The organism is Seonamhaeicola sp. S2-3 (assembly GCF_001971785.1).
GTDB lineage: Bacteria > Bacteroidota > Bacteroidia > Flavobacteriales > Flavobacteriaceae > Seonamhaeicola.
Genome location: NZ_CP019389.1, coordinates 1,843,069 through 1,864,020 on the forward strand (window position 1 = coordinate 1,843,069; position 20,952 = coordinate 1,864,020).

A 20,952-nucleotide genomic window follows, 5' to 3' on the forward strand; every position below is an offset into this window, starting at 1 on the left:
ATGTTTAGATTTTTATTTGATAGAGATACCTGGCAAGAAGTTTTTGATAGCTTTAGTAAAAACAAACTAAGGTCTATTTTAACAATGGTTGGTGTTTGGTGGGGCATACTCCTATTAATAGTTCTGTTAGGTTCAGCCCGTGGTTTAGAAAATTCATTTAACCGCTTGTTTGGAGATTTTGCAACTAACAGTGTTTTCATTTGGGGGCAAAGTACAGGTAAACCATTTAAAGGTTTTCAAGAAGGTAGAAGAGTGCAGTTAGCCTTATCAGATACTGAAAAAATTAAAGAAAATATAGAAGGTGTTGAATTTGTTGTTCCAAGAAATCAAAACCAAGTTACAGCTGTAAGAAATTTTCTTTCGGGTAGTTTTAGGGTTGCAGGAGATTATCCTTTGCTAGATAAAGTTGAAAAAAAGAAACTAATTCACGGAAGGTTTATCAATCAAAATGATATTGAACACAAGAAAAAGGTAGTGGTTTTATCTGAAGATATCTATAAACAACTTTTTGAAAAAGATGAAAATCCCATAGGAGAATATGTACAATTAAATAACATAAATTTTAAAGTAATTGGCATGTTTGAAACGTCTAACATTAGTATGGGGCCGCCAATAGATATGCATATTCCATTTACCACATTTCAAACTATTTTTAATAGAGGAGATAAAATTGGGTGGATGATGATAACAGGAAAAATAGAATATGATATAGTACAAATAGAACAAGATGCTAAGTTATTATTAAAAAACTTAAATGATATTCACCCCAAAGATAACAGAGCTCTAGGCAGTGCCAATGCAGGAAAAGAAATTGGTAAAGTAACAGGTTTTTTAACAGGTATGCAGTTTTTAACATGGTTTGTAGGTTTAGCAACTTTAATTGCTGGGGTATTTGCCATTGGTAATATTTTATTAATTACCATTAAAGAACGTACTAAGGAAATTGGCGTTAGAAGGGCATTAGGAGCTACACCATTTGAAATTAAAAGACAAATAGTACTAGAGGCTGTGTTTTTAACCATGATGGCTGGCTTTTTTGGAATAATAACAGGTGGGCTAATTTTAATTTTAATAGATAAACTTTATGGTCAAGGAATGGAAGCCGCTTTAGTAAATGCTTCAGTACCAATTATTGTTGTGTTTGTGTCACTTGTTATTTTGGTGATTTTGGGCACTCTCATAGGCTTAATTCCTGCCTTTAAAGCAACAAGTGTAAAACCAATAGAAGCATTAAGAGAAGAATAAACAATTTTAAACGCATGAATAAGACAGTAAAAATCATTTTAGGCATTGTAGCATTGTTACTACTAGTTTGGGTATTAAAATATTTTAAAGATGCCAATTCTAAAGATGTTATAGAATATAAAGTAGAAGAACCTTTTTATACTTCTATAAACACAAAAGCAGTAGCAACAGGTAAACTAAACCCAGAAGAAGAAGTTGAATTAAAACCTCAAATCTCGGGTATTGTAGATGAAATTCTTGTAGAAGAAGGTGATGTTGTTAAAAAAGGAGACTTAATAGCAAAAATAAGGGTAGTACCTAATGAGCAAAGTTTAGTGAGTGCTAAAAGTAGAATAGCTTCAGCTAAATTATCTTTTGATAATGCTAAAATTTTATACGATAGAAATAAAGTTCTCTTCAATAAAGGTGTCATTTCAAAACAAGATTTTGAAAATAGCGAGCTATCATTCAATCAAGCTAAAGAGTCTTTGGCTCAAGCTCAAAACGACTATCAAATAATAAAAAGAGGCTCATTATCTGGAGGTAATACAGCTAACACAAATATTATAGCTCAAATTTCTGGTACTATTTTAGAAATTCCAGTGAGAGAAGGAGACCAAGTTATTCAAAGTAATAATTTCAATGCAGGTACAACCATTGCTACCGTAGCAGATATGAGTTTAATGATTTTTGAAGGTAAAGTAGATGAATCTGAAGTTGGTAAATTAGAAGAAGGAAAAGAAATAAAAGTAATTCTTGGAGCTATAAATGATAAAGAGTTCCCTGCAAAATTAACCTTTATAGCACCAAAAGGTGTTGAAGAAAATGGTGCAGTTCAATTCACCATTAAAGCAGATGTTGATGTTGAAATGAACACCAATATTAGAGCAGGATACAGCGCTAATGCAGAGATTGATATAGAAAGTAAAGACAGCGTTTTGGCTATTAGAGAAGCCTTACTACAATACAACAGAATTACCGAAAAACCTTTTGTTGAAATTTTAGAGGGTGATGATAAATTTAAAAAGCAAAATGTAACACTTGGTTTATCTGATGGTATTAATGTTGAAATTATAGAAGGGGTAAAATTAGGCGATAAAATTAAAGTTTGGAATAAAGCATCAAAAGACAACGAAGATGAGGATAATGATGAAAATAAATAAAAAAGTAATGCCTTTTAAAAAATACAATATGGCACTTTTTACACTGCTAATTACAGTATTAAGTTTTGGGCAACAAAAAAAACAATGGACACTCCAAGAATGCGTTTCCTATGCTTTAGAAAATAATATATCAGTAAAGCAAGCCAGTAACAGTTTACTTTCAAATGAGCAAGATATTGTAGCTGCTAAAGGGCAGTTTTTACCATCGGTAAACGCTAGTGCATCAAACGGATTAAGTTTTGGGACCAGTTTGGTGGCAGAAGGTATTTTTGCAAACAGAACCAGTAATTCTACTAGTTTTGGAATTAGCGTATCTCAAACTGTTTTTAACGGATTCAGAAATTTAAACACCTACAAGCAAGCTAATTTATCATCAGAAATAGGGGCATTAGAACTTAATAGAATAAAAGATGATATTTCTTTAAACGTAGTTAATGCTTATTTAAATGTACTTTTTAATAAAGAAAATTTAGAAACAGCTCAAGCTCAATATGAGTTTAGTAAAAAACAATTACAGCAGGTTAAAGATTTAGTAGATGCTGGTGTACAACCTAAAGCCAATATTTATGATGCCGAAGCTACATTAAGTAGAGATGCACAACAAGTTACTATTGCTGAAAATAACTTTAATTTAGCGCTTTTATCGTTATCGCAATTATTACAAGTGCCATTTAAAAATTTTGATGTACAAATTATTGATGTTGATGTGCCTTCAGAAGCTCTTTTGTATAGTAATGTAGAACCTATTTTAAATTATGCATTAGAAAACAGAAGCGAAATTAAAATAGCAGAAAAAAATATAGAAGCAGCACAATTGGGAACCGAAATTTCTAAAGCAGGCTATCTGCCTAGTGTATCATTTAGTTATGGTTTTGGTGCCAATGCTTTTTATTCTAATTTAATTGATAATGAAGCGGCATTTTTAGAACAATTAGATAATAATAAAGGGCATAGTTTTAATTTAAGTGTGGGAATTCCCATTTTTTCAAGATTTCAAAATAAAACATCAGTAGCAAAATCTAAAATAGCAGAAGAAAGTAGAAAGCTAGATTTAGAGCAAGCAAAAATAACTTTAGAGTCTAATATTCAAAGTGCTTATACAGATGCACAAGCAGCATTAAAGGCTTATGTAGCAGCAAAAACAGCGTTAACATCTCAAGAACTAGCATTTAACAATTCAAAAGAACGATATGATATTGGTGCAATGACAGCTTTTGATTTAGAACAAGCCAGAGTACAATTAATTAATGCCCAATCTTCTTTAATAAATGCTAAATATGATTTTGTTTTTAAGACAAAAGTTTTAGACTTTTACATGGGAAAACCATTAACAAAATAAATTGGCACTAATACTTAGCATAGAAACAGCAACTACCAACTGTTCGGTAGCACTTTCAAAAGAAGGAAAAACCATTGCATTAAAAGAAGATTTTAGAAATGGCTATTCACATGCCGAAAAATTACATGTGTTTATTGATAAGGTTTTAAATGAAGCAAGTGTAAGCAAACATGACTTAAACGCAATAGCTGTTAGTAAAGGTCCAGGATCTTATACAGGATTACGAATAGGGGTTTCTGCGGCTAAAGGCTTAGCTTTTGCTTTAAATAAACCGTTAATTTCAGTTCCTACATTAGATGCTTTGGCACAACAAGTTCAGTGTAAAGAAGGAGCAATTGTAGCTATGTTAGATGCCAGAAGGAAGGAAGTATATTCGGCTGTTTATAATTGCAACCATCAACAAATAAGAGATACCCAAGCACAGATTTTAGATGCAAGTGCTTTTACTGAATATTTAGAACAAGGAAACGTTTATTTTATAGGTAGTGGTGTAGAAAAAACAAAAGAAATAATTAATCATTCTAATACTGTTTTTATTGAAGAAAAATTACCGTCTGCTAATGAAATGGGAGCCTTGGCTTTTAATAAATATAAAATAAGCGACACCGAAGATGTCGCTTATTTTGAACCATATTATTTAAAAGATTTTGTGGCTTTAAAGCCTAAATCTTAAGCTTCTTTGTGTATTTCAACTTGATGTGGGTAAGGAATTTCAATACCTGCTTTATCAAGAGCTTCTTTTACGTTTTCAGTAACATCAAAGTAAACATCCCAATAATCTTCTGTTTTACACCATGGTCTTGTTGCAAAATTAACAGAACTATCGGCTAATTCTAATACTGTAACAGAAGGAGCAGGATCTTTTAATACTTTAGGGTGCGAAGTTAAAACATTCATTAAAACATCTTTAGTTTGTTTAATATCGGCATCATAACTAACACCAAAAACTAAATCTACACGGCGTGTACCTTCAGTTGTATAATTAACAATATTACCATTAGATAAAGTTCCGTTAGGAATAATAATTTCTTTATTAGATAATCCTTTTAGTTTAGTAGTAAAAATTTCAATTTCTTTCACTACTCCAATTTCTCCTTGAGCTTCTATTAAATCACCAACCTTAAAAGGTTTAAAAATCATTATTAAAACACCACCTGCAAAGTTGCCTAATGAGCCTTGAAGTGCCATACCAACAGCTAAACCAGCAGCAGCTAAAATAGCAGCAAAAGAAGTGGTTTCTACTCCTAACTGAGAAAGAATAGCTAAGAATAAAAGAATTTTTAAGGCCCACCCAATTAGGTTTAGTAAGAATTTTTGTAAACTAATCTCATAGTTTTGTTTAGTCATTACTTTAGCAATGCCATTGTTTATCTTTTTTATTAGCCAAGAACCAATAATCCATATAACAATGGCTCCTAAAACCTTAATTCCGTATGTTACAATAAAATCTTGTGCGATATTAATATATCTTTCTAAATCCATAATCTATCGTTTTTGTTTAAATTATAAAATGTTGTTTAATGTTAAATCTACTTAAAAAAAATAAGTTAATAAAGCTAATATAGCAGGAATTGCCTGTATATAAAATAGCTTTATTTGCTTTGTAGAATAAGACCCATAAATACCTGCAATAGTCACACATATTAGAAAGAAAATTGCAATATTTATTTCTTTTTGTGTAATGCTGTAAATTAAACCTGCGGCTAAAAACCCATTATATAAACCTTGATTAGCAGCTAGCACTTTGGTTTCTTCTGCAAAAGCCTTAGATTTTAATCCAAAAGCTTTTATGCCTTTAGGTTTAGTCCATAAAAACATTTCTAGTATTAAAAAGTAAATGTGTTCTAAGACTACAACAGCAATTAAGAGTATTGTTATAAAATTCATTCTTTTAAAATTTTTATAGCTATATCAGTCTCTGAAACAGGAAGTTTGCAGGTTTTGTTAATACATACATAAATAAGCGTTTTATTAGCAATGTACCTGTTAAGTAGTAAAGGCATACTACTTTCATGAGTGCTTCCTGCAATTAATTTATTTGGGAGATAGGTTTTATTTAATTCTAAAATTTTTTGTTTTGCATTGGCGCCAACAACGGCAATTTCATAATAAGAATGAGTGTAATTTAACATTAAGTCTAACCAGTTAGAATAGCCCGAAGCGTACTCCATAATTTCTGGTTTTACATTATTTAGCATTGTTGTGGCTGTTTTGGTGTAATATTGATTATCGAAATAATGTCCCAGTTTAAAAAGATTTTTAGCCATTATAGAATTGCTACTAGGAATAACGTTGTCTCTATATTCTATATTTCTTGAAACTAACAATGAATCTTCATTTGATGTAAAGAAAAACATGTTACTATTTTCGTCAAAAAAATGGTCGAACGTGTAGTTGGTTAAATCTCTAGAAGTGTTAAGCCATTTAGTATCTAAAGTATTTTCATATAATGCAATAAAAGCTTCAATTACAGAAGCGTAATCTTCTAAATAACCATTTATTTTACTTTTGCCTTCTTTATAAGTGTGATAAAGACCACCATCTTCTTTTCTTAATTTATTTACAATAAAAGAGGCGTTTTTTAGAGCAGAATCAAGGTATTCTTGTTTTTGAAATACCCTATAAGCATCAATGTAGCCTTTTAACATTAGTCCGTTCCAAGAGGTTAGGGTTTTATCATCTAATCTTGGTTTTGGGCGTGTAGTTCTAGTTTCTAAAAGTAACGCTTTCCAACAAGAGACTTTTTTGTTGAGTTTTTCTTTTAAAATACCATGCCTTTTTATGATAGTTTCATCATCATCTTTTCTAATAAGCACATAGTTGCCATGTTCCCAATGTCCGTAATTGTTAATATTGTAATAATCTGCAAATAATTTGAAATCTTCTTTTAAAAGAGTTTTTAGTTCTTCTTTAGTCCAAACATAAAAAGCACCTTCTTCTAGTTTACCTTCAATATTATTACTATCAGCATCTAATGCTGAGTAAAAAGCACCTTCATTGGTTGTCATTTCCCTATTAATATATTCTAGGGTTTCTTCAACAATATTTTTATACAGCTTGTTTTTGGTTACAAGATAAGCGTTGGAGTATAGGCTAACCAATTGGGCATTGTCATAAAGCATTTTTTCAAAATGAGGTACATGCCATTTGTTATCAACTGAGTATCTTGAAAAACCACCTCCTATTTGATCATATACGCCACCATATGCCATTTGTGTTAGCGTATGGTTTACATAATTTAGCAAATTAGTGTCATTATTTTGGTAGGCGTATCTTAATAAAAAGTGATAATTATTAGGCATCATAAATTTAGGAGCTCTGTTTAATCCGCCAAAGTGATAATCAAAAAGTGCAGACCATTTTTTTACTGCCAAATCAATAAACGCTTTTTCAAAAATAGGGGCATCTGTATTTAACTCTATCATGTCTAAAGTTTTAAGCCCTTTTTCAACATTATTAGCCTGTTGATAGAGTTTTTCTGGGCTTTCAATATAAAGTTTGGCTAGTTGTTCTAAAGCGCTTAACCATTGTTCTTTAGGGAAGTAAGTGCCTCCCCAAATGGGTCTTCCGTCTGGTAAAGCTACTACGTTTAGTGGCCATCCGCCGCTGCGAGTCATTAGTTGAACTGCATTCATGTAAGTTTGATCTACATCGGGTCTTTCTTCTCTGTCTACTTTAATATTGATGTAATGTTTATTCATTACTTGCGCAACCAAATTGTCTTCAAAACTTTCGTGTTCCATAACATGACACCAATGGCAAGCAGAATACCCCACACTAATAAGTATTAGTTTTCCTGTTTTTTTTGCTTCTTCTAGTGTTTTGTTATTCCAGGCTTTCCAATTTACCGGGTTGTGTGCATGTTGCAGAAGATATGGACTAGTTTCGTTTATAAGACTATTGGTGTGTTGGTGTTGCATGGTGTGTTTTATAGCTTAGTAGTAACTTTTATGGTGGCTTACTTTGCTTCTGGTTTTGTTAAATATAACACATAAAAAAGCGCTCATGAAATGAACGCTTAATTTTAATTTAATTTAGAAAGATTTTTTAATCAACTTCAAAAGTTAATTTAAGATTTACTCTAAATTCTGTAATGTCATTATCTTTTACACTAGCGCTTTGATCTTGAACATAAACAGAACGTATGTTTTTAACACTTTTTGCTGCTTGTTTAACAGCCTTTCTTGTGGCGTCTTCCCAACTTTTTTCAGAGTTTGATAATACTTCAATTACTTTTAATACTGCCATAATAATGTCTTTTAATTATTTAATGTTTCTATTTTGTTTATACTAATAAGATACAAAAAATCATTAAAAGTCACAGGTTTAGGAAATTATCCGTTAATGGCTTCTACCATTTCTACTTTTCCAGGAAGCATTTGTTTTAGCATATTTTCAATGCCATTTTTAAGCGTAAAGGTTGAAGATGGGCAACCACTACAAGCTCCTTGCAGTAAAACGCTTACGTTTTTAGTGGTTTCATCATATGATAGAAACTGAATGTTTCCACCATCACTGGCAACAGCTGGTTTAACGTATTCTTCAAGAATATTAACTATTTCTTTAGAGGTGTCATCAAGCGCTTCAAAATGGGTGTTTTTTTGTGTTGAGGTGTTTTGTTGTTTTTGAGAAGCTTCGGGTAAAACAACATCTTTTCCGCTTTCAATAAATTGTTTGATAAACTCTCTTAATTCAATAGTAATATCTTGCCATTCTGATATGTCGTATTTTGTTATTGATACATAATTCTCTTCAATAAAAACACTTTTTACAAACGGAAAATGAAATAATTCTGTAGCTAGCGGCGATAATTTTGCTTCATCTATAGAGGTGAATTCAAATAGTGCAGTAACAATCTTTTTGTTAGCAACAAATTTCATTACAGATGGGTTGGGAGTAGCTTCAGCATAAACTGTAACAGGTATTTTTTTAGGAGCTTCGGCTTCAATGATTACAGTACCACCACCATTTAAATAGGCTTCAATTTGTTGAGCTACTTCATCTTGTACGTCGGCCCATTGAACAATATCATAGCGTTCAACTGCTACAAAGTTTCCAGAAATATATACCTTTTTAACAAAGGGTAAGTAGAATAATTGTTGAGCTAACGGCGATGGTTTTGCTTCATCAACATTACTAAATTCAAAACTTTGATGTTTTGTTATAAATTGATTTACTTCAAATTTTACTATGGCGTTGTTTGATGTTTCTTGCACAGAAACCTTGAAAGTGTTCATTTCAACTAATTTTCTGCAAAAATACTAAAAGAAAACTATAGATATCCATATATTTGGATTTGTATCTCAAAATAATGAGATAAAAAAGGTAAACATCTAAATTATCTTTTTTTTAAAAAGTAATTTTTTAATAATCAAGACGTTTGTATAACACCAAACCTACTTGGTAATAAAGTTTATGAGATTAAAAAATACATTAATGCTAGTAGTAGCAGTGTTATTTACCACTATTGCTACTTCCCAAGAAGGCTTGCCTATTTATACTGATTATCTTACTGATAATTACTATTTAATACATCCGTCTATGGCTGGAGCTGCAAATTGTTCTAAGGTTAGGTTAACTAGCAGACAACAATGGTTTGGGCATGATGACGCTCCAAGATTAAGTACTTTAAGTATTAATGGACGTATTGGGGAAACACCTTCTGCTATTGGAGGTATTGTTTATACTGATAAAAACGGATACCACTCACAAACAGGTGCTTATGTAACGTATGCGCATCATCTTATGTTTTCTAGAAGTGAAGTAGATTTAAATATGCTTTCTTTTGGCTTAAGTGCTGGTTTTATTCAGTATAAATTAGATGAAACATCGTTTTTATTTGATGGTCCAGATCCTGCAATTGATGGTATTGTGCAAAGTGCTACTAATTTTAATATAGATTTTGGGTTTTCTTATCAGTTTTTAGATTTTTATGCGCATGGAACTGTAAAAAATATTCTAGATAATGATGGGATTAATAAGGAACCTAATGTAACTAGTAATTTAAGACGATATTTATTTACTGTTGGAGGTGTTTTTGGAAAGTTAGGAAGTACTTGGAGCTATGAACCTTCAGTAATGTTACAATATAGAGATGCTACAGAAGAAGCTTCAATTGATGTAAATGCGAAAGTTTACAAACAAATGGATTTTGGAACGCTTTGGGCAGGTTTATCTTATAGAAACAGTTTTGATGGGGCAGAATATATTAGTTCTAACACAATTAATAGTCAAAGACTACAACAAATAACGCCGCTTGTAGGTGTAAATTATAAAAACTTTATGTTTGCTTACACGTATACGCACCAAACTAATTCTGTGGTATATACAAATGGTGGTTTTCATCAATTTACTTTAGGCTTTAACTTTGGATGTAGGCGTGAACGTTATGATTGTAAATGTCCTGCAGTGAATTATTAAATATAAAAGGCTCGTTTTTAACGAGCCTCTCTTTTTTAATCCCAAGTATATTTTTTCTTTTTTGCTTGTTCTTTAATAGCTTTAGTCATAGCGTTTTGTAATCCGTTATTGGTTTTTGTGCTTTGTGCCGCTATGTATTTGCTGCGTTTAGCATTTAACTCTTGAATTTTCTTTTGAATGGTTTCTCGTTCTTTTTTCTTTTCTAAAATGTAGTTTTCAATTTCTAGTTTAGATTTTCCTTTAAGAACATCAGGAAGCACGTCATCATTTAAATCTTCTATAGCTACTTCTTTGTCTTCAACAGCATCTACTAAATCCCAAGATTTATTTTTATATAAATGAGAACTTTTGCTTACTGTTCTTTTAACGGCATTAGCTTTACTGTAATAACCAGCATTACTATCTTGTTCTGCTTGCAATGCTATTTTAGAAGCACCACGTTTGCCATAGGCTACATAGGTTTTATTTAATTTTTTATTCAAAATTAAAATTTCGTCATCGTAAGGTGATGCTATATGAACCGTTTTTTGGTTATGATTTATAGCCATATAATCTCCATGAGTTAATTTGGCACCGTCTTTCCAATAGCTAGAAATACCTTGATTATAATTACCGCAAAAAATAGTATTAATGGTAACATCTTTTTCTTTTGCGTTTACAGAAGCGTCTTTGTAATTAACTTTTCCTTGTGTAAAAGGCTCGTTTCCTGCAATAAAAATTAGTTTTAAGTCGTCAGGGTTTTTGCCCCAATTAAGTTGGTTTAATGATGTTTGAATTACTTGTCCGCAATATTCATTACCGCCATTGGTGGTTAAAGAAAAAAGTTCTTTTGAGATGTCATCTAAATCTTCACTAAAACCTAAAACTTGTCTAATATAGCCCTCGTCACTATTAAGTCTGTCATTACCATATTCGTATAAAGCAATTTGTAAATTTGGTTTATTGTTGCCACATTTTGCGTAAGATAACTCGTTTACTATATCCCAAAGTTGTGCTTTAGCTTGGTCTATTAAACCGTCCATACTATTGCTGGTGTCTAGTAAAAGGGCTACTTTAATATATTGTTTGTTGGGTTCTGTATTAACAATATTGGTTTTAGCTAATGCTGTTTCTTTAGGTGTTTTATTTTTAGCATTACACGCCATAAAACTTACCATGGTTAAACTTAAAATAATTGTTTTTAAATGAATTTTCATAAGATTTTGTTTTTTGATTAACACTGTAAATCTAGAACCAAGGTTTTTGTTATAAAAAGAAGAATGAGTTAAGAGTGTGTTTAAATGAGTAAACAACACTCATCAATTTGTAAACAAGGATTTTTAACGCCTAAAAAGCGTTGAAAAAGAATTTAGCCATTTTATTAAACCAACTAAAGTGTGTATGTTTATCTATTATTAAATAGTAAATGCATACTGCTTTAAAGAAGATATGGTTTTTTTGTTTGTTGTTCAACACGTTTTTAGGGTTGGCACAAATTACTATTGATGAAGATTCGCCAAGGTTTACAGTAAGAGGTAAAGTTGTTGAAAGTGGCTCTCAAGATCCAATTGCCAATGTTAATATTGAAGTTAATGGAGGCTCTTATACCACAACCGATATTTTTGGAGAGTTTAGAATACAAGCAAAAAAAGGAGATGAACTTACCATTAGGCATAAAGACTTTGAAACCATTTACTATATTATTCAGAGCAATGAGCGCATTCTTGTTAAAGTAGAACCAGAGAGCCCTATACAAGATAAATTTATTAGTAAGCGTTCTAAAAATAAAGAGCCACAGTTTAATTGGTATATAGATTCTGCAGAAACCTATCTTAAAAAAGATGCTAAAAAAAGTATTGGGTTTATTACAGAAGCCTTAAAACTAAGTGCTTCTAAAAAAGAAAATGCAGAGGCCTATGAGGTTTTAGGAGATATTAATATGTTCTGGAAACAACATGATCTTGCCGCTTCCAATTACCAAGTTAGTATACAGAATAATGAGAATAACCAAGTTAAATTAAAGCTAGCATTAGCCTATAAAGAAAACAGAAATTATCAAGAAAGTTTAGATATATACAACAACCTTAATAAGCGTACATTATCAAACTATCAGTTGGTGGTTTTGTTTGAGGGCTTAGGAGATGTGTATAAGTTAACTAACCGTTATGACGATGCTGTAAAAGCATATAGAGGAGGGTTAAGCATAGCGCAAAAACATTTAATTAAACTCAAAATAACCGATTTAAACTCTAAAATAGCCGAGGTTTATAATGCAAAAGGAGAAACAGATAGTGCGCAAGGATTTTTTAATAAATCATTAAAATTAGCGAGTGAAGAAAACAAAAAAAGAGCATTAGAGGAAAAAATAAAAGTAGCCGATTTTCAGAGTAAAAGTAAAAATTATTCCAGTGAAATTGCACTCAGGAAACAAGCGCTAGAAGATATAGAAGAAATTCAAACCGATTCTATTTTTGATAACGAAAGCCCATTAACCCCACAACGGCAAAATTATAAAATAGGGAATGCCTATGCACTTCAAAATGATATTCCTAATGCTATTAATTTTCTTGAAAAAAGTATAGAACAAGCCGATAAAAAAGAAGACCTAATTGTTCAAAAAGATGCTACCAAAAAGTTGTCAGAGATTTATAGAGATGCTGGAAATTATAATGAAGCATTAATTGCATATCAAAATTATGTAGATTTAGTTGAAAAAATCTATGTAAAAAAAGAACAAGAAATAGCACAGGCATCAAAATTTAGTAAAGACCTTATAAGCAAGCAAACTAGAATAAATAGTTTAGAGAGCGAAAAATCTTTGGCAGACACTAAATACCAACTTAATGCAGAACAAAGTAAACGCCAAAAACTGGTTATTTATTCACTTATAGGAGGTGTTTTACTACTTTTAATTGCAGCATTTTTAATGTTTAAATACATTAGGCAACAGCGGTTAGCAAATAATTTGTTGGCATTAAAATCATTACGAAGCCAAATGAATCCGCATTTTATTTTTAATGCTCTAAACTCTGTAAATAGTTTTATAGCTTCAAACGATGAGCGTACTGCAAATAAATATTTATCAGATTTTTCACTTTTAATGCGAGCTGTTTTAGAGAATAGCGAACAAGATTTTATTCCTTTAGAAAAAGAAATAGAATTACTTAGGTTATATACTAAATTAGAACATTTCAGATTTAAAGATCGGTTCGATTATAACATTAATATCGACAAAAACATTAATATCAAGGACTTTGTAATTCCGCCCATGTTGTTGCAACCTTACATTGAAAATGCCGTCTGGCATGGGTTACGCTATAAAAAAAGTAAAGGACATCTAGAAATTGATATTACTCAAACCTCTACAGAACAGATTCGTATTAGTATTATAGATGATGGTATAGGTAGAAAAAAATCTAAAGCTTTAAAAACAGAGCATCAGCAAAAACAAAACTCAAAAGGGATGGGTAATATTAAAAAACGCGTGTCTATTTTAAATGAAATGTATAAAGATAAAGTAGATGTTTTGGTAACAGATTTTCAAAAAACCGAAGATACCGGAACAAAAGTTGTTGTAACTCTTAAAAAAGACTAAATGAAATTAAATGCCATTATAGTAGAAGACGAGCAAACCAGTAGAGATATTCTAAAAAATTACCTGAATAAATATTGCCCAAACGTATCTATTTTAGGAGAAGCGGCTAATGTAGATGAAGCCTTGGTATTAATAAGAAACCATAATTTAGACCTGGTATTTTTAGATGTTGAAATGCCTTATGGTAATGCTTTTGATTTACTAGACAAAGTTGGCTATATTAATTTTGAAACCGTTTTTGTTACAGCGTATAACCATTACGCAATAGACGCTTTAAACGCGCATGCTTCTTACTATTTAATGAAACCAATTTCTATAGATGAACTTATTAAAGCGGTAGATTATGTAACCGAAATAAAAACAAAAGAAAACTCTTTACAAAATCAAGTTTTAGTACCTAAAACTAATGGGGTTAATGGAAAATTAACCATTCCGCAATTAGATGGGTTTGAGGTTTTAAACACATCAGAGATACTCTTCTGTAAAGCCGATGATAATTACACTGAAATTTATCTACTAAATAACAAAAAAAAGGTAGTAAGTAAAACGCTAAAATATTTTGAACAAGCATTAAATAACTTCAGTTTTGCACGCGTGCATAAATCGTATTTAGTAAACGTCAATGAAGTTGTTAAATACCTAAAAGGAAAAGGAGGAAGTGTGGTACTAAGCAACGGAAAAGAAATTATGGTTTCGGCATCAAAAAAAGCAGATTTATTATCCTATTTTAAATAGCTTTGTTATTTCAACAACTTTTTAAAGTTAAGCGCTATTAATTAAATTAATCAATAAAAATATGCCAGTTATATTACCAGTAAAAGATACAATGCCCCAAATACCAGAAGATTGTTTTATAGCCCCCAATGCCACCATAGTTGGCAATGTAGCAATGGGAAATCAATGTAGTGTTTGGTTTAGTGCCGTTGTACGTGGTGATGTTAATTACATTAAAATGGGTAATAAGGTAAATGTGCAAGACGGTGCCGTTATACATTGTACTTATAAAACGCATCCAACTACCATTGGTAACAATGTATCTATTGGGCATAATGCGTTGGTGCATGGTTGTACTATAAAAGACAATGTTTTAATTGGTATGGGTAGTATTATTATGGATGGTTGTGTGGTAGAAAGCAATAGTATTATTGCAGCAGGCGCGGTGCTTACTCAAAATACAAAAGTAGAAGCAGGGAGCATTTATGCTGGTGTACCTGCCAAAAAAATAAAAGATATTAGCAAAGAATTAATCTCAGGAGAAATAGATAGAATAGCTAATAATTACATAAAATATTCCAGTTGGTTTAAATAAAATTTGGGCGTTACCCTGCGGGTCGCGCTTTCCGCGTTACACGGTAACTTGCTGCAATCGCTAACGCAAGAATCGTTAAAAATCAAGATAATTTATGCTGTAATTTGAATTTAAAAGCTGTTTAATAACGTCTGGGTTTCCGTTAGTAAAAAACTCAATATTATGATTTGAGGTTTCGGTATTTAACAAATTGTATTGTTTTAAAATAGCCTTTGTCTGTCTAGCAACGGCTTCACCAGAATCAATTATTTTTACATGTTTAGGTAGTAAGTCTACTAAAATTGGCATTAAATAAGGGTAATGAGAACAACCTAAAACCAAATAATCAATATTAGCCTGTATCATAGGTTCTAGGTATGTTTTTAAAAGAACCTTCATTTCATTAGAAAAAAGTTTTCCACTTTCAATTAGGTTAACAATACCATTGCCAACTTGTTCAATAACGGTAATATTATTAGCAAACTTATCTGAAGTTTTAGAGAATAACTCGCTACTAAGTGTACCATGAGTAGCTAAAATACCTACTGCGTTGGTTTTAGTTTGTAATGCAGCAGGTTTAATAGCAGGCTCTATGCCAATAAAAGGTACTTTATACGTGCTTCTTAACAAATCTATAGCGTTAGTTGTAGCAGTATTGCAAGCTACTACAATTATTTTACAGCCTTTTTCAAGCAAAAGTTCTGTGTTCTTAATGCTTAAGTTGGTAATGATTTCTCTTCCTTTTGGACCGTAAGGTGCATTTTTACTATCGGCAAGATAAATGCTACTTTCATTTGGTAGCAAATGGTGAATTTCTTTCCAAATAGAAGTGCCTCCTACACCAGAATCAAAAATGCCAATAGGTTGTTTGTTCATAGTTTAACAAAAATAAAAAAGCTGCTTAGTAAAAAGCAGCTTTAAAGTAAGTTATTTGTATTCAGGTAAATTAAATACCAAGTTCTTTTTTTACATCGTCTAGTAAATTTTTTCCATCGGCTAAAATAGTTACACCAACAGAAGAATCTAGAACATAATCAAACCCTTGAGCTCTTGCTACTTTTAAAATAGCTGCTTTGGCTTTTTCAGTAATTGGTTGTAATAAATCCATTCGTTTTTTCTCAATATCTTTTGCAGCATCATTTTGAAACTGTTGTATGTTTTGTTGCATACCTTGAATTTCTTGACCTCTTTTTGCGTTTTCTTCATCGGTCTTTGTAGGTGCCTCAGCTTCGTATTGTTTTACTTTATTTTGAAATTCTGTTATTGTAGATTGGTAATCTGTTTGATACGTTTTTTGTAAAGCTTCCAATTCTTTTTGCGCATTTTTCATTTCTGGCATTGCAGCAATTAATTCTTGGGTATTTATGTGGGCGATTTTACTTTGAGCTTGAGAAAAACTAATACTCCCTATGCATATTGCCGTTGCTAATAAAATAGTTTTTAAGTGTTTCATTTTTAAATTGTATTAAATGTGTTATAAATTATTTGTTTTGGTTTATATTGTTTATACTGTCTCTTATTTTTTGTCTTTCTTCTAGAGCTTTTTGTCTTTCCTCTAAAATTTTCTTCTTTTTTTCTTCTAAAGCTTTTTTTCTAGCTTCTCTTTCAGCTAATTTTTTTTGTCTATTTTCTTCAATTAACTGCGCTCTAGTTTTTGTTTCTGTTGTATCTGTTTCAGTTTCTGCCTCTTCTTTTACATCATCATCCGTTTTATCGTCTTCTTCATTATCGTCTGTTTCAGAAACTTTATTTCTAGCATTTAGTTTAGCCTGTTTTGCTTTTTCACGCTCTTCTAATATTTTTTGCCGTCTTTCTTCTGCTGCTTTAACTTTTGCTTCTCTTGCGGCTAATTTTTTCTGTCTGGCTTCTTCAATAGCGCTTTCTCTAGCTTTTTTCTTTTCTTCTAATGCTTTAGCTCTTGCTTCTTGTTCTAAATTTATTTCAGGCACTAATTCTTCTTCTTTGGCAGCTTTTCGCTCTGCTTTAGATTGTGCCTGAGTTCTTTTAGCGGTTCTGGTTATACTTCTTATAACAGTTTCGCTAATATCGTATTGTTTAGCAGAAAAGAGTATGGTTGCATTAGATGATTTATCTAGAATAAAATCATACTTTCTATTTGTTGCTATATCTTGAACGGCTGCAAATATTTGATCTTGCACTGGCTGCATGAGCTGTTTTTGTTGAATAAACAAATCACCATTTGGACCAAATCGTTTTTGCTGATAATCTAATATTTCTTTTTCTTCAAAATAAATATCTTCTTCGCGTTCTGCAATAAGCTCTTTTGTTAAAAGTGCTTTTTCATTACTTAAATCTTTACGCTTTTGTTCTATGGCACTAAGCTTTTCTGCAATTTCATTTTTCCATTTATCGGCTTTTTGATTTAATTGCGCAATAGCTTCTTGATATTCTGGAACGTTTTCTAATATATACTCTGTGTCTATATAAGCTACTCTAACACCCCGTTGGGCATATGAAGAGATGCTTATTAAAACTAATGTCAGTAAAAAAAGAACTTTGTTTTGCATGTTATATGTTTTTATTTTTTTCACTTAATCTTCAAAATTAACGAATTTTAACTTTAAAAATTTTAATTCTTATGCAAAACATCAAACATGTATTAGAAAATATCGTGCCAAAATAATTTTAGACTTAAAATTGTTGCCCTATTATGAAGTGAGTTTCCCAGCCATTTTTGGTGGTTTCGCCAATGATAGGGTCAAAACCATGTCCGAAATCTATACCTAATAAACCAAATGCAGGCATAAAGATTCTAATACCTAAACCGGCAGATCTTTTAATATCAAAAGGATTGTAGTCTCTAAATCTATCATAAGATGCACCTCCTTCTAAAAAGCCTAAAGCGTAAATTTTAGCAGATGCTTTTAAAGTAATGGGGTAACGAAGCTCTAAAGAGAATTTGTTATAAATAGTACCTCCATCTGTACTTGATAACGATTGGTTTGGATAACCACGTAATTGAATAGCTTCTCTACCATCTAAACTGTAGGTTCCTAAACCATCACCTCCAACAAAATATCTTTCAAAAGGAATAACACCTCTATCGTTGTTATAAGCTCCTAAGAAACCAAATTCTATTAATGGTCTTAAAACTAAATTTTTTGCAATTTGGTTATACCACTCTCCTGTAAAGTTTATTTTATAAAACTCTAACCATTTATAACGTTCTTGATCTATTTTAGCTAGTTCATCACTATCTTGATCAATTACAGCTTGTTCTCTATCTTCAGCAAGTTGAGCGTAATCAACACCATTAACTAAGGAGTAAGGGAATGAAAATTTTGCTGTTGCAGAAAATTTAGAACCTCCTGTTGGGAAAATAGGGTCTATTCTAGTATCATTTCTACTTAAACCAATGGTGTAAGATAGGTTGTTAGAATACCCGTCTCCAAAGGTGAATAAACCTGTATTGTAGTTGTTTAAATCGTAGCGTTGATAACTAATAGCGTTTGATAGTGTAAAGTATTCATCTGGTACAGATAAACGTTTTGCTAAACCAAAAGTTATACCTGTAATATTAAAACTTCTGCTTTTATCTGCATTACCTGTTGTGTAGTCATATAAGAATTGTTTGGTGTGTGATAAAGATGTTGAAAATTGAACAGGTTTTTTACCACCTAACCAAGGTTCTGAAAATTGAAAGCTATATGTTTGGTAAAACCTACTGGCTTGTAAACGTAATGCTAAACGTTGGCCATCTCCCATAGGGATTGGTTTATAGGCTTCTTTTTTAAAGATGTCTTTTATTGAAAAGTTATTAAAAGAAAGCCCCAGTGTACCAATAAAGCCACCACCACCGTAACCACCTTGTAATTCTATTTGGCTGGAACCGGTTTCTTTTACAGAGTATTCCATGTCTATAGTGCCTTCAACAGGGTTTGGATTGTTGAAGTTTGGTGAAATTTCTTGAGCATCAAAGAAACCTAACTGTCCTAGCTCTCTAACAGTTCTTACTACGTCTGATTTGTCGTATAATTGTCCAGGGCGTGTTCTTAATGCTCTGTAAACAACATGGTCATTGGTTTTGTCATTACCAACAACAGAAACTCTATTAAAGTAAGCGGGTTTTCCTTCTGTAATTCTAATTTCCATATCAATTACATTATCATCGGCACTTACTTCAACCTGACGAATAGTAGAGAATAAATAGCCGCTGTTTTGATATAAGTTGGTAATATCATTAGCATCTGGTTTTGTGTTATCGGCTATTCTTTTTTGTAATAGTACACCATTGTAGGTGTCTCCTTTTTCAATACGAAGAATGTTTCTTAATTGTTGGTCTGTATAAACAGTATTACCAATAAATTTAATATCTCCAAAGGTATACAGTTCGCCCTCATTTATGTCAATATTAATAGATATGGTTTTGTCATTGTTATAAATAATGCTATCAGAAATAATTCTAGCATCTCTATATCCGTTTTCTTTAAATTTATCAACTACACTTGATAAATCTGCTTGATAAGCAGAATCTATAAATTTAGAACGTTTTAAGATACGTAGGCGGTTAATTTTTTTTGTGCTTTTCATGGCTTTTCTAAGTTTTTTATCACTTATAGCATTATTGCCATTAAACACAATGTCTTTAATTTTTACTTTTTCACCTTTATCAATATTTAGCACCATATTAACACGTGCACTTCCTGTGGTGTCTTTAACTTCTATGGTGTTAATATGTACTTTGGTGTTTAAAAACCCTTGTTTTTTATATTTTTTTGTTAAGAAATTCTTAGTAGTTGTAATAAGGTTTTCTGTTACTTTAGTGCCTTTTTTGAGTTTGTTTTCTTCTATTATACTTTCAACCTTTCCTTTTTTAACACCATTTATTTTTAACTCATTTAGTTGCGGTAAGTCTTCTAACCTAATTTGAAGGTTTGCTGTACCGTTTTCAATGCTAGTAACATAAACTTCAATATTATTAAATAGCTTAGTGCCCCAAAGTTTTTTAATGGCGTTACCTATTTCTTCTCCTGGAATATTAATTTCTTGCCCTTTTCTTAAACCAGAGAAGTTTACAATTGTTTGCTCTCCAAAAGTGGTATTACCTAAAACAGAAATAGTACCAACAGTGTATTTCTTACTTGAATTAAATGATAAATCTTGAGCTTGTATATTAGAATAAGCTAGCGTAGTAAGCAAGATTGCTAAACTGAATTTTAAATATGTTTTTAACGGTAGTCTGTTAGTTAAGTTGTTCACTTGTTTTCCCAAATCTTCTCTCTCTTTTTTGATATTCAATAATAGCTTCATACAAATGCTTCTTTGTAAAATCTGGCCAAAGCACATTGGTAAAATATAATTCTGCATACGCTATTTGCCAAAGCAAAAAATTACTAATGCGTTGTTCTCCACTAGTTCTAATAAGCAAATCTACATCTGGTAAATTATGCGTGTAAAGATGCTCATTTATAATTGATTCATCAATATTATCGGGCGAAATTATATTATTTTTAACTTTAATACTAATCTCTTTAACAGTATTTAGCAATTCTTCTCTAGAGCCGTAGCTTAAAGCTAAAGTTAGAGTCATTCTGTTATTAGATTTAGTTTTGTTAATTACCTCAGAAAGTTCTTTAAAAACCTTAGCAGGTAGTAGTGATAGATTGCCAATTGCCGATAGCTTTATGTTATTGTCTTGAAGCGTTTTTATTTCTTTTCTTAATGAGGATATTAGAAGTTTCATTAGGGTTTGAACTTCTAATTTTGGTCGGTTCCAATTTTCTGTTGAAAAAGCGTAAAGTGTTAAATTTTTAACACCTAATTCTGCACAGGATTCAACCGTTTTTCTAACAGATTTAGTACCGTTTTCATGACCAAAAGCCCGCATCATGCCCTTTTGTTTTGCCCAACGACCGTTACCATCCATTATTATGGCAATGTGGTCTGGGAGTTTTTTACTTAGTATGCGTTCTTTTAAATCCAT

19 protein-coding genes are annotated in these 20,952 nt (G+C 31.4%); 8 read left to right on the plus strand and 11 right to left on the minus strand.

The window, feature by feature from the left end; genetic code table 11:
- From BWZ22_RS08445 to tsaB, 4 genes are read left to right on the plus strand one after another with little or no spacing between them, the layout of a single operon-like run.
- A complete protein-coding gene (locus BWZ22_RS08445; protein WP_076699310.1) occupies nt 1-1,245 on the plus strand; it encodes an ABC transporter permease in 1,245 nt (414 codons plus the stop codon).
- A gap of 14 nt (nt 1,246-1,259) precedes the next feature.
- The gene (locus BWZ22_RS08450; protein WP_076699312.1) at nt 1,260-2,387 is read left to right on the plus strand and encodes an efflux RND transporter periplasmic adaptor subunit; all 1,128 of its coding nucleotides are present in this window, start codon (nt 1,260-1,262) and stop codon (nt 2,385-2,387) included.
- On the plus strand, nt 2,371-3,726 hold the full coding sequence (locus tag BWZ22_RS08455) for a TolC family protein (protein ID WP_198027665.1): 1,356 nt from the start codon (nt 2,371-2,373) through the stop codon (nt 3,724-3,726). The genes BWZ22_RS08450 and BWZ22_RS08455 overlap by 17 nt, the downstream gene beginning before the upstream one ends.
- A gap of 1 nt (nt 3,727) precedes the next feature.
- The gene (gene tsaB / locus BWZ22_RS08460) at nt 3,728-4,399 is read left to right on the plus strand and encodes a tRNA (adenosine(37)-N6)-threonylcarbamoyltransferase complex dimerization subunit type 1 TsaB (RefSeq protein ID WP_076699313.1); all 672 of its coding nucleotides are present in this window, start codon (nt 3,728-3,730) and stop codon (nt 4,397-4,399) included.
- On the opposite strand, the gene BWZ22_RS08465 is transcribed toward tsaB, so the two are convergent.
- The 5 genes from BWZ22_RS08465 to BWZ22_RS08485 all read right to left on the minus strand — a co-directional run bounded on the left by BWZ22_RS08465 (nt 4,396) and on the right by BWZ22_RS08485 (nt 8,963).
- Nucleotides 4,396-5,208, minus strand: a complete 813-nt coding sequence (locus BWZ22_RS08465) for a mechanosensitive ion channel family protein (RefSeq protein WP_076699315.1) — start codon at nt 5,206-5,208, stop codon at nt 4,396-4,398. The two genes, tsaB and BWZ22_RS08465, sit on opposite strands and share 4 nt — an antisense overlap.
- Nucleotides 5,209-5,259: 51 nt before the next feature.
- On the minus strand, nt 5,260-5,613 hold the full coding sequence (locus BWZ22_RS08470) for a DUF1304 domain-containing protein (RefSeq protein ID WP_076699317.1): 354 nt from the start codon (nt 5,611-5,613) through the stop codon (nt 5,260-5,262).
- Nucleotides 5,610-7,646, minus strand: a complete 2,037-nt coding sequence (locus tag BWZ22_RS08475) for a thioredoxin domain-containing protein (RefSeq protein WP_076699318.1) — start codon at nt 7,644-7,646, stop codon at nt 5,610-5,612. Before BWZ22_RS08475 ends, BWZ22_RS08470 begins: the two co-directional genes overlap by 4 nt.
- 127 nt (nt 7,647-7,773) lie before the next feature.
- On the minus strand, nt 7,774-7,974 hold the full coding sequence (locus BWZ22_RS08480; protein ID WP_076699320.1) for a dodecin family protein: 201 nt from the start codon (nt 7,972-7,974) through the stop codon (nt 7,774-7,776).
- Between the two features lie 86 nt (nt 7,975-8,060).
- Nucleotides 8,061-8,963 carry a NifU family protein gene (locus BWZ22_RS08485; protein ID WP_076699321.1) on the minus strand — a complete coding sequence of 301 codons (903 nt, stop codon included), beginning with the start codon at nt 8,961-8,963 and terminating at the stop codon, nt 8,061-8,063.
- Nucleotides 8,964-9,141: 178 nt separating this feature from the next.
- Here BWZ22_RS08485 and BWZ22_RS08490 point away from each other — a divergent pair, with 178 nt between their 5' ends.
- Nucleotides 9,142-10,146 carry a type IX secretion system membrane protein PorP/SprF gene (locus tag BWZ22_RS08490; RefSeq protein ID WP_076699323.1) on the plus strand — a complete coding sequence of 335 codons (1,005 nt, stop codon included), beginning with the start codon at nt 9,142-9,144 and terminating at the stop codon, nt 10,144-10,146.
- 35 nt (nt 10,147-10,181) lie between these two features.
- Here the strand turns inward: BWZ22_RS08490 and BWZ22_RS08495 are convergent, their stop codons facing one another.
- Entirely contained in the window at nt 10,182-11,342 is a 1,161-nt protein-coding gene (locus tag BWZ22_RS08495; RefSeq protein ID WP_076699324.1) for a VWA domain-containing protein, read from the minus strand.
- 209 nt (nt 11,343-11,551) lie between these two features.
- Between BWZ22_RS08495 and BWZ22_RS08500 the strand changes: the two genes are divergently transcribed.
- The 3 genes from BWZ22_RS08500 to BWZ22_RS08510 all read left to right on the plus strand — a co-directional run bounded on the left by BWZ22_RS08500 (nt 11,552) and on the right by BWZ22_RS08510 (nt 15,029).
- Nucleotides 11,552-13,720, plus strand: a complete 2,169-nt coding sequence (locus tag BWZ22_RS08500; RefSeq protein WP_076699326.1) for a histidine kinase — start codon at nt 11,552-11,554, stop codon at nt 13,718-13,720.
- Nucleotides 13,721-14,455, plus strand: a complete 735-nt coding sequence (locus tag BWZ22_RS08505; protein ID WP_076699327.1) for a LytTR family DNA-binding domain-containing protein — start codon at nt 13,721-13,723, stop codon at nt 14,453-14,455.
- A gap of 61 nt (nt 14,456-14,516) precedes the next feature.
- Nucleotides 14,517-15,029, plus strand: coding sequence for a gamma carbonic anhydrase family protein (locus BWZ22_RS08510; RefSeq protein ID WP_076699329.1), 513 nt, complete (start codon nt 14,517-14,519; stop codon nt 15,027-15,029).
- 75 nt (nt 15,030-15,104) lie between these two features.
- Here BWZ22_RS08510 and murI read toward each other — a convergent pair whose 3' ends face one another.
- The 5 genes from murI to BWZ22_RS08535 all read right to left on the minus strand — a co-directional run bounded on the left by murI (nt 15,105) and on the right by BWZ22_RS08535 (nt 20,952).
- Entirely contained in the window at nt 15,105-15,884 is a 780-nt protein-coding gene (gene murI / locus BWZ22_RS08515; RefSeq protein ID WP_076699330.1) for a glutamate racemase, read from the minus strand.
- Between the two features lie 70 nt (nt 15,885-15,954).
- Nucleotides 15,955-16,461 (minus strand): OmpH family outer membrane protein, encoded by a 507-nt coding sequence (locus BWZ22_RS08520; protein WP_076699332.1) that lies wholly within the window; start codon nt 16,459-16,461, stop codon nt 15,955-15,957.
- A 28-nt stretch (nt 16,462-16,489) separates the two neighbouring features.
- Nucleotides 16,490-17,536, minus strand: a complete 1,047-nt coding sequence (locus BWZ22_RS08525; protein ID WP_076699333.1) for an OmpH family outer membrane protein — start codon at nt 17,534-17,536, stop codon at nt 16,490-16,492.
- 124 nt (nt 17,537-17,660) lie between these two features.
- Nucleotides 17,661-20,279, minus strand: a complete 2,619-nt coding sequence (locus BWZ22_RS08530) for an outer membrane protein assembly factor (protein ID WP_083692248.1) — start codon at nt 20,277-20,279, stop codon at nt 17,661-17,663.
- Nucleotides 20,212-20,952, minus strand: coding sequence for an isoprenyl transferase (locus BWZ22_RS08535; RefSeq protein ID WP_076699335.1), 741 nt, complete (start codon nt 20,950-20,952; stop codon nt 20,212-20,214). Before BWZ22_RS08535 ends, BWZ22_RS08530 begins: the two co-directional genes overlap by 68 nt.

Coding starts and splice junctions, on each gene's coding strand:
- murI (WP_076699330.1), bottom strand. CDS start 15,884: ATGAACAAACAACCTATTGGCATTTTTGATTCTGGTGTAGGAGGCACT.
- BWZ22_RS08520 (WP_076699332.1), bottom strand. CDS start 16,461: ATGAAACACTTAAAAACTATTTTATTAGCAACGGCAATATGCATAGGG.
- BWZ22_RS08455 (WP_198027665.1), top strand. CDS start 2,371: ATGATGAAAATAAATAAAAAAGTAATGCCTTTTAAAAAATACAATATG.
- BWZ22_RS08445 (WP_076699310.1), top strand. CDS start 1: ATGTTTAGATTTTTATTTGATAGAGATACCTGGCAAGAAGTTTTTGAT.
- BWZ22_RS08495 (WP_076699324.1), bottom strand. CDS start 11,342: ATGAAAATTCATTTAAAAACAATTATTTTAAGTTTAACCATGGTAAGT.
- BWZ22_RS08505 (WP_076699327.1), top strand. CDS start 13,721: ATGAAATTAAATGCCATTATAGTAGAAGACGAGCAAACCAGTAGAGAT.
- BWZ22_RS08535 (WP_076699335.1), bottom strand. CDS start 20,952: ATGGATTTAAAAGAACGCATACTAAGTAAAAAACTCCCAGACCACATT.
- BWZ22_RS08465 (WP_076699315.1), bottom strand. CDS start 5,208: ATGGATTTAGAAAGATATATTAATATCGCACAAGATTTTATTGTAACA.
- BWZ22_RS08525 (WP_076699333.1), bottom strand. CDS start 17,536: ATGCAAAACAAAGTTCTTTTTTTACTGACATTAGTTTTAATAAGCATC.
- BWZ22_RS08530 (WP_083692248.1), bottom strand. CDS start 20,279: ATGAAGCTATTATTGAATATCAAAAAAGAGAGAGAAGATTTGGGAAAA.
- BWZ22_RS08475 (WP_076699318.1), bottom strand. CDS start 7,646: ATGCAACACCAACACACCAATAGTCTTATAAACGAAACTAGTCCATAT.
- BWZ22_RS08470 (WP_076699317.1), bottom strand. CDS start 5,613: ATGAATTTTATAACAATACTCTTAATTGCTGTTGTAGTCTTAGAACAC.
- BWZ22_RS08510 (WP_076699329.1), top strand. CDS start 14,517: ATGCCAGTTATATTACCAGTAAAAGATACAATGCCCCAAATACCAGAA.
- BWZ22_RS08450 (WP_076699312.1), top strand. CDS start 1,260: ATGAATAAGACAGTAAAAATCATTTTAGGCATTGTAGCATTGTTACTA.
- BWZ22_RS08490 (WP_076699323.1), top strand. CDS start 9,142: ATGAGATTAAAAAATACATTAATGCTAGTAGTAGCAGTGTTATTTACC.
- BWZ22_RS08480 (WP_076699320.1), bottom strand. CDS start 7,974: ATGGCAGTATTAAAAGTAATTGAAGTATTATCAAACTCTGAAAAAAGT.
- BWZ22_RS08485 (WP_076699321.1), bottom strand. CDS start 8,963: ATGAACACTTTCAAGGTTTCTGTGCAAGAAACATCAAACAACGCCATA.
- BWZ22_RS08500 (WP_076699326.1), top strand. CDS start 11,552: ATGCATACTGCTTTAAAGAAGATATGGTTTTTTTGTTTGTTGTTCAAC.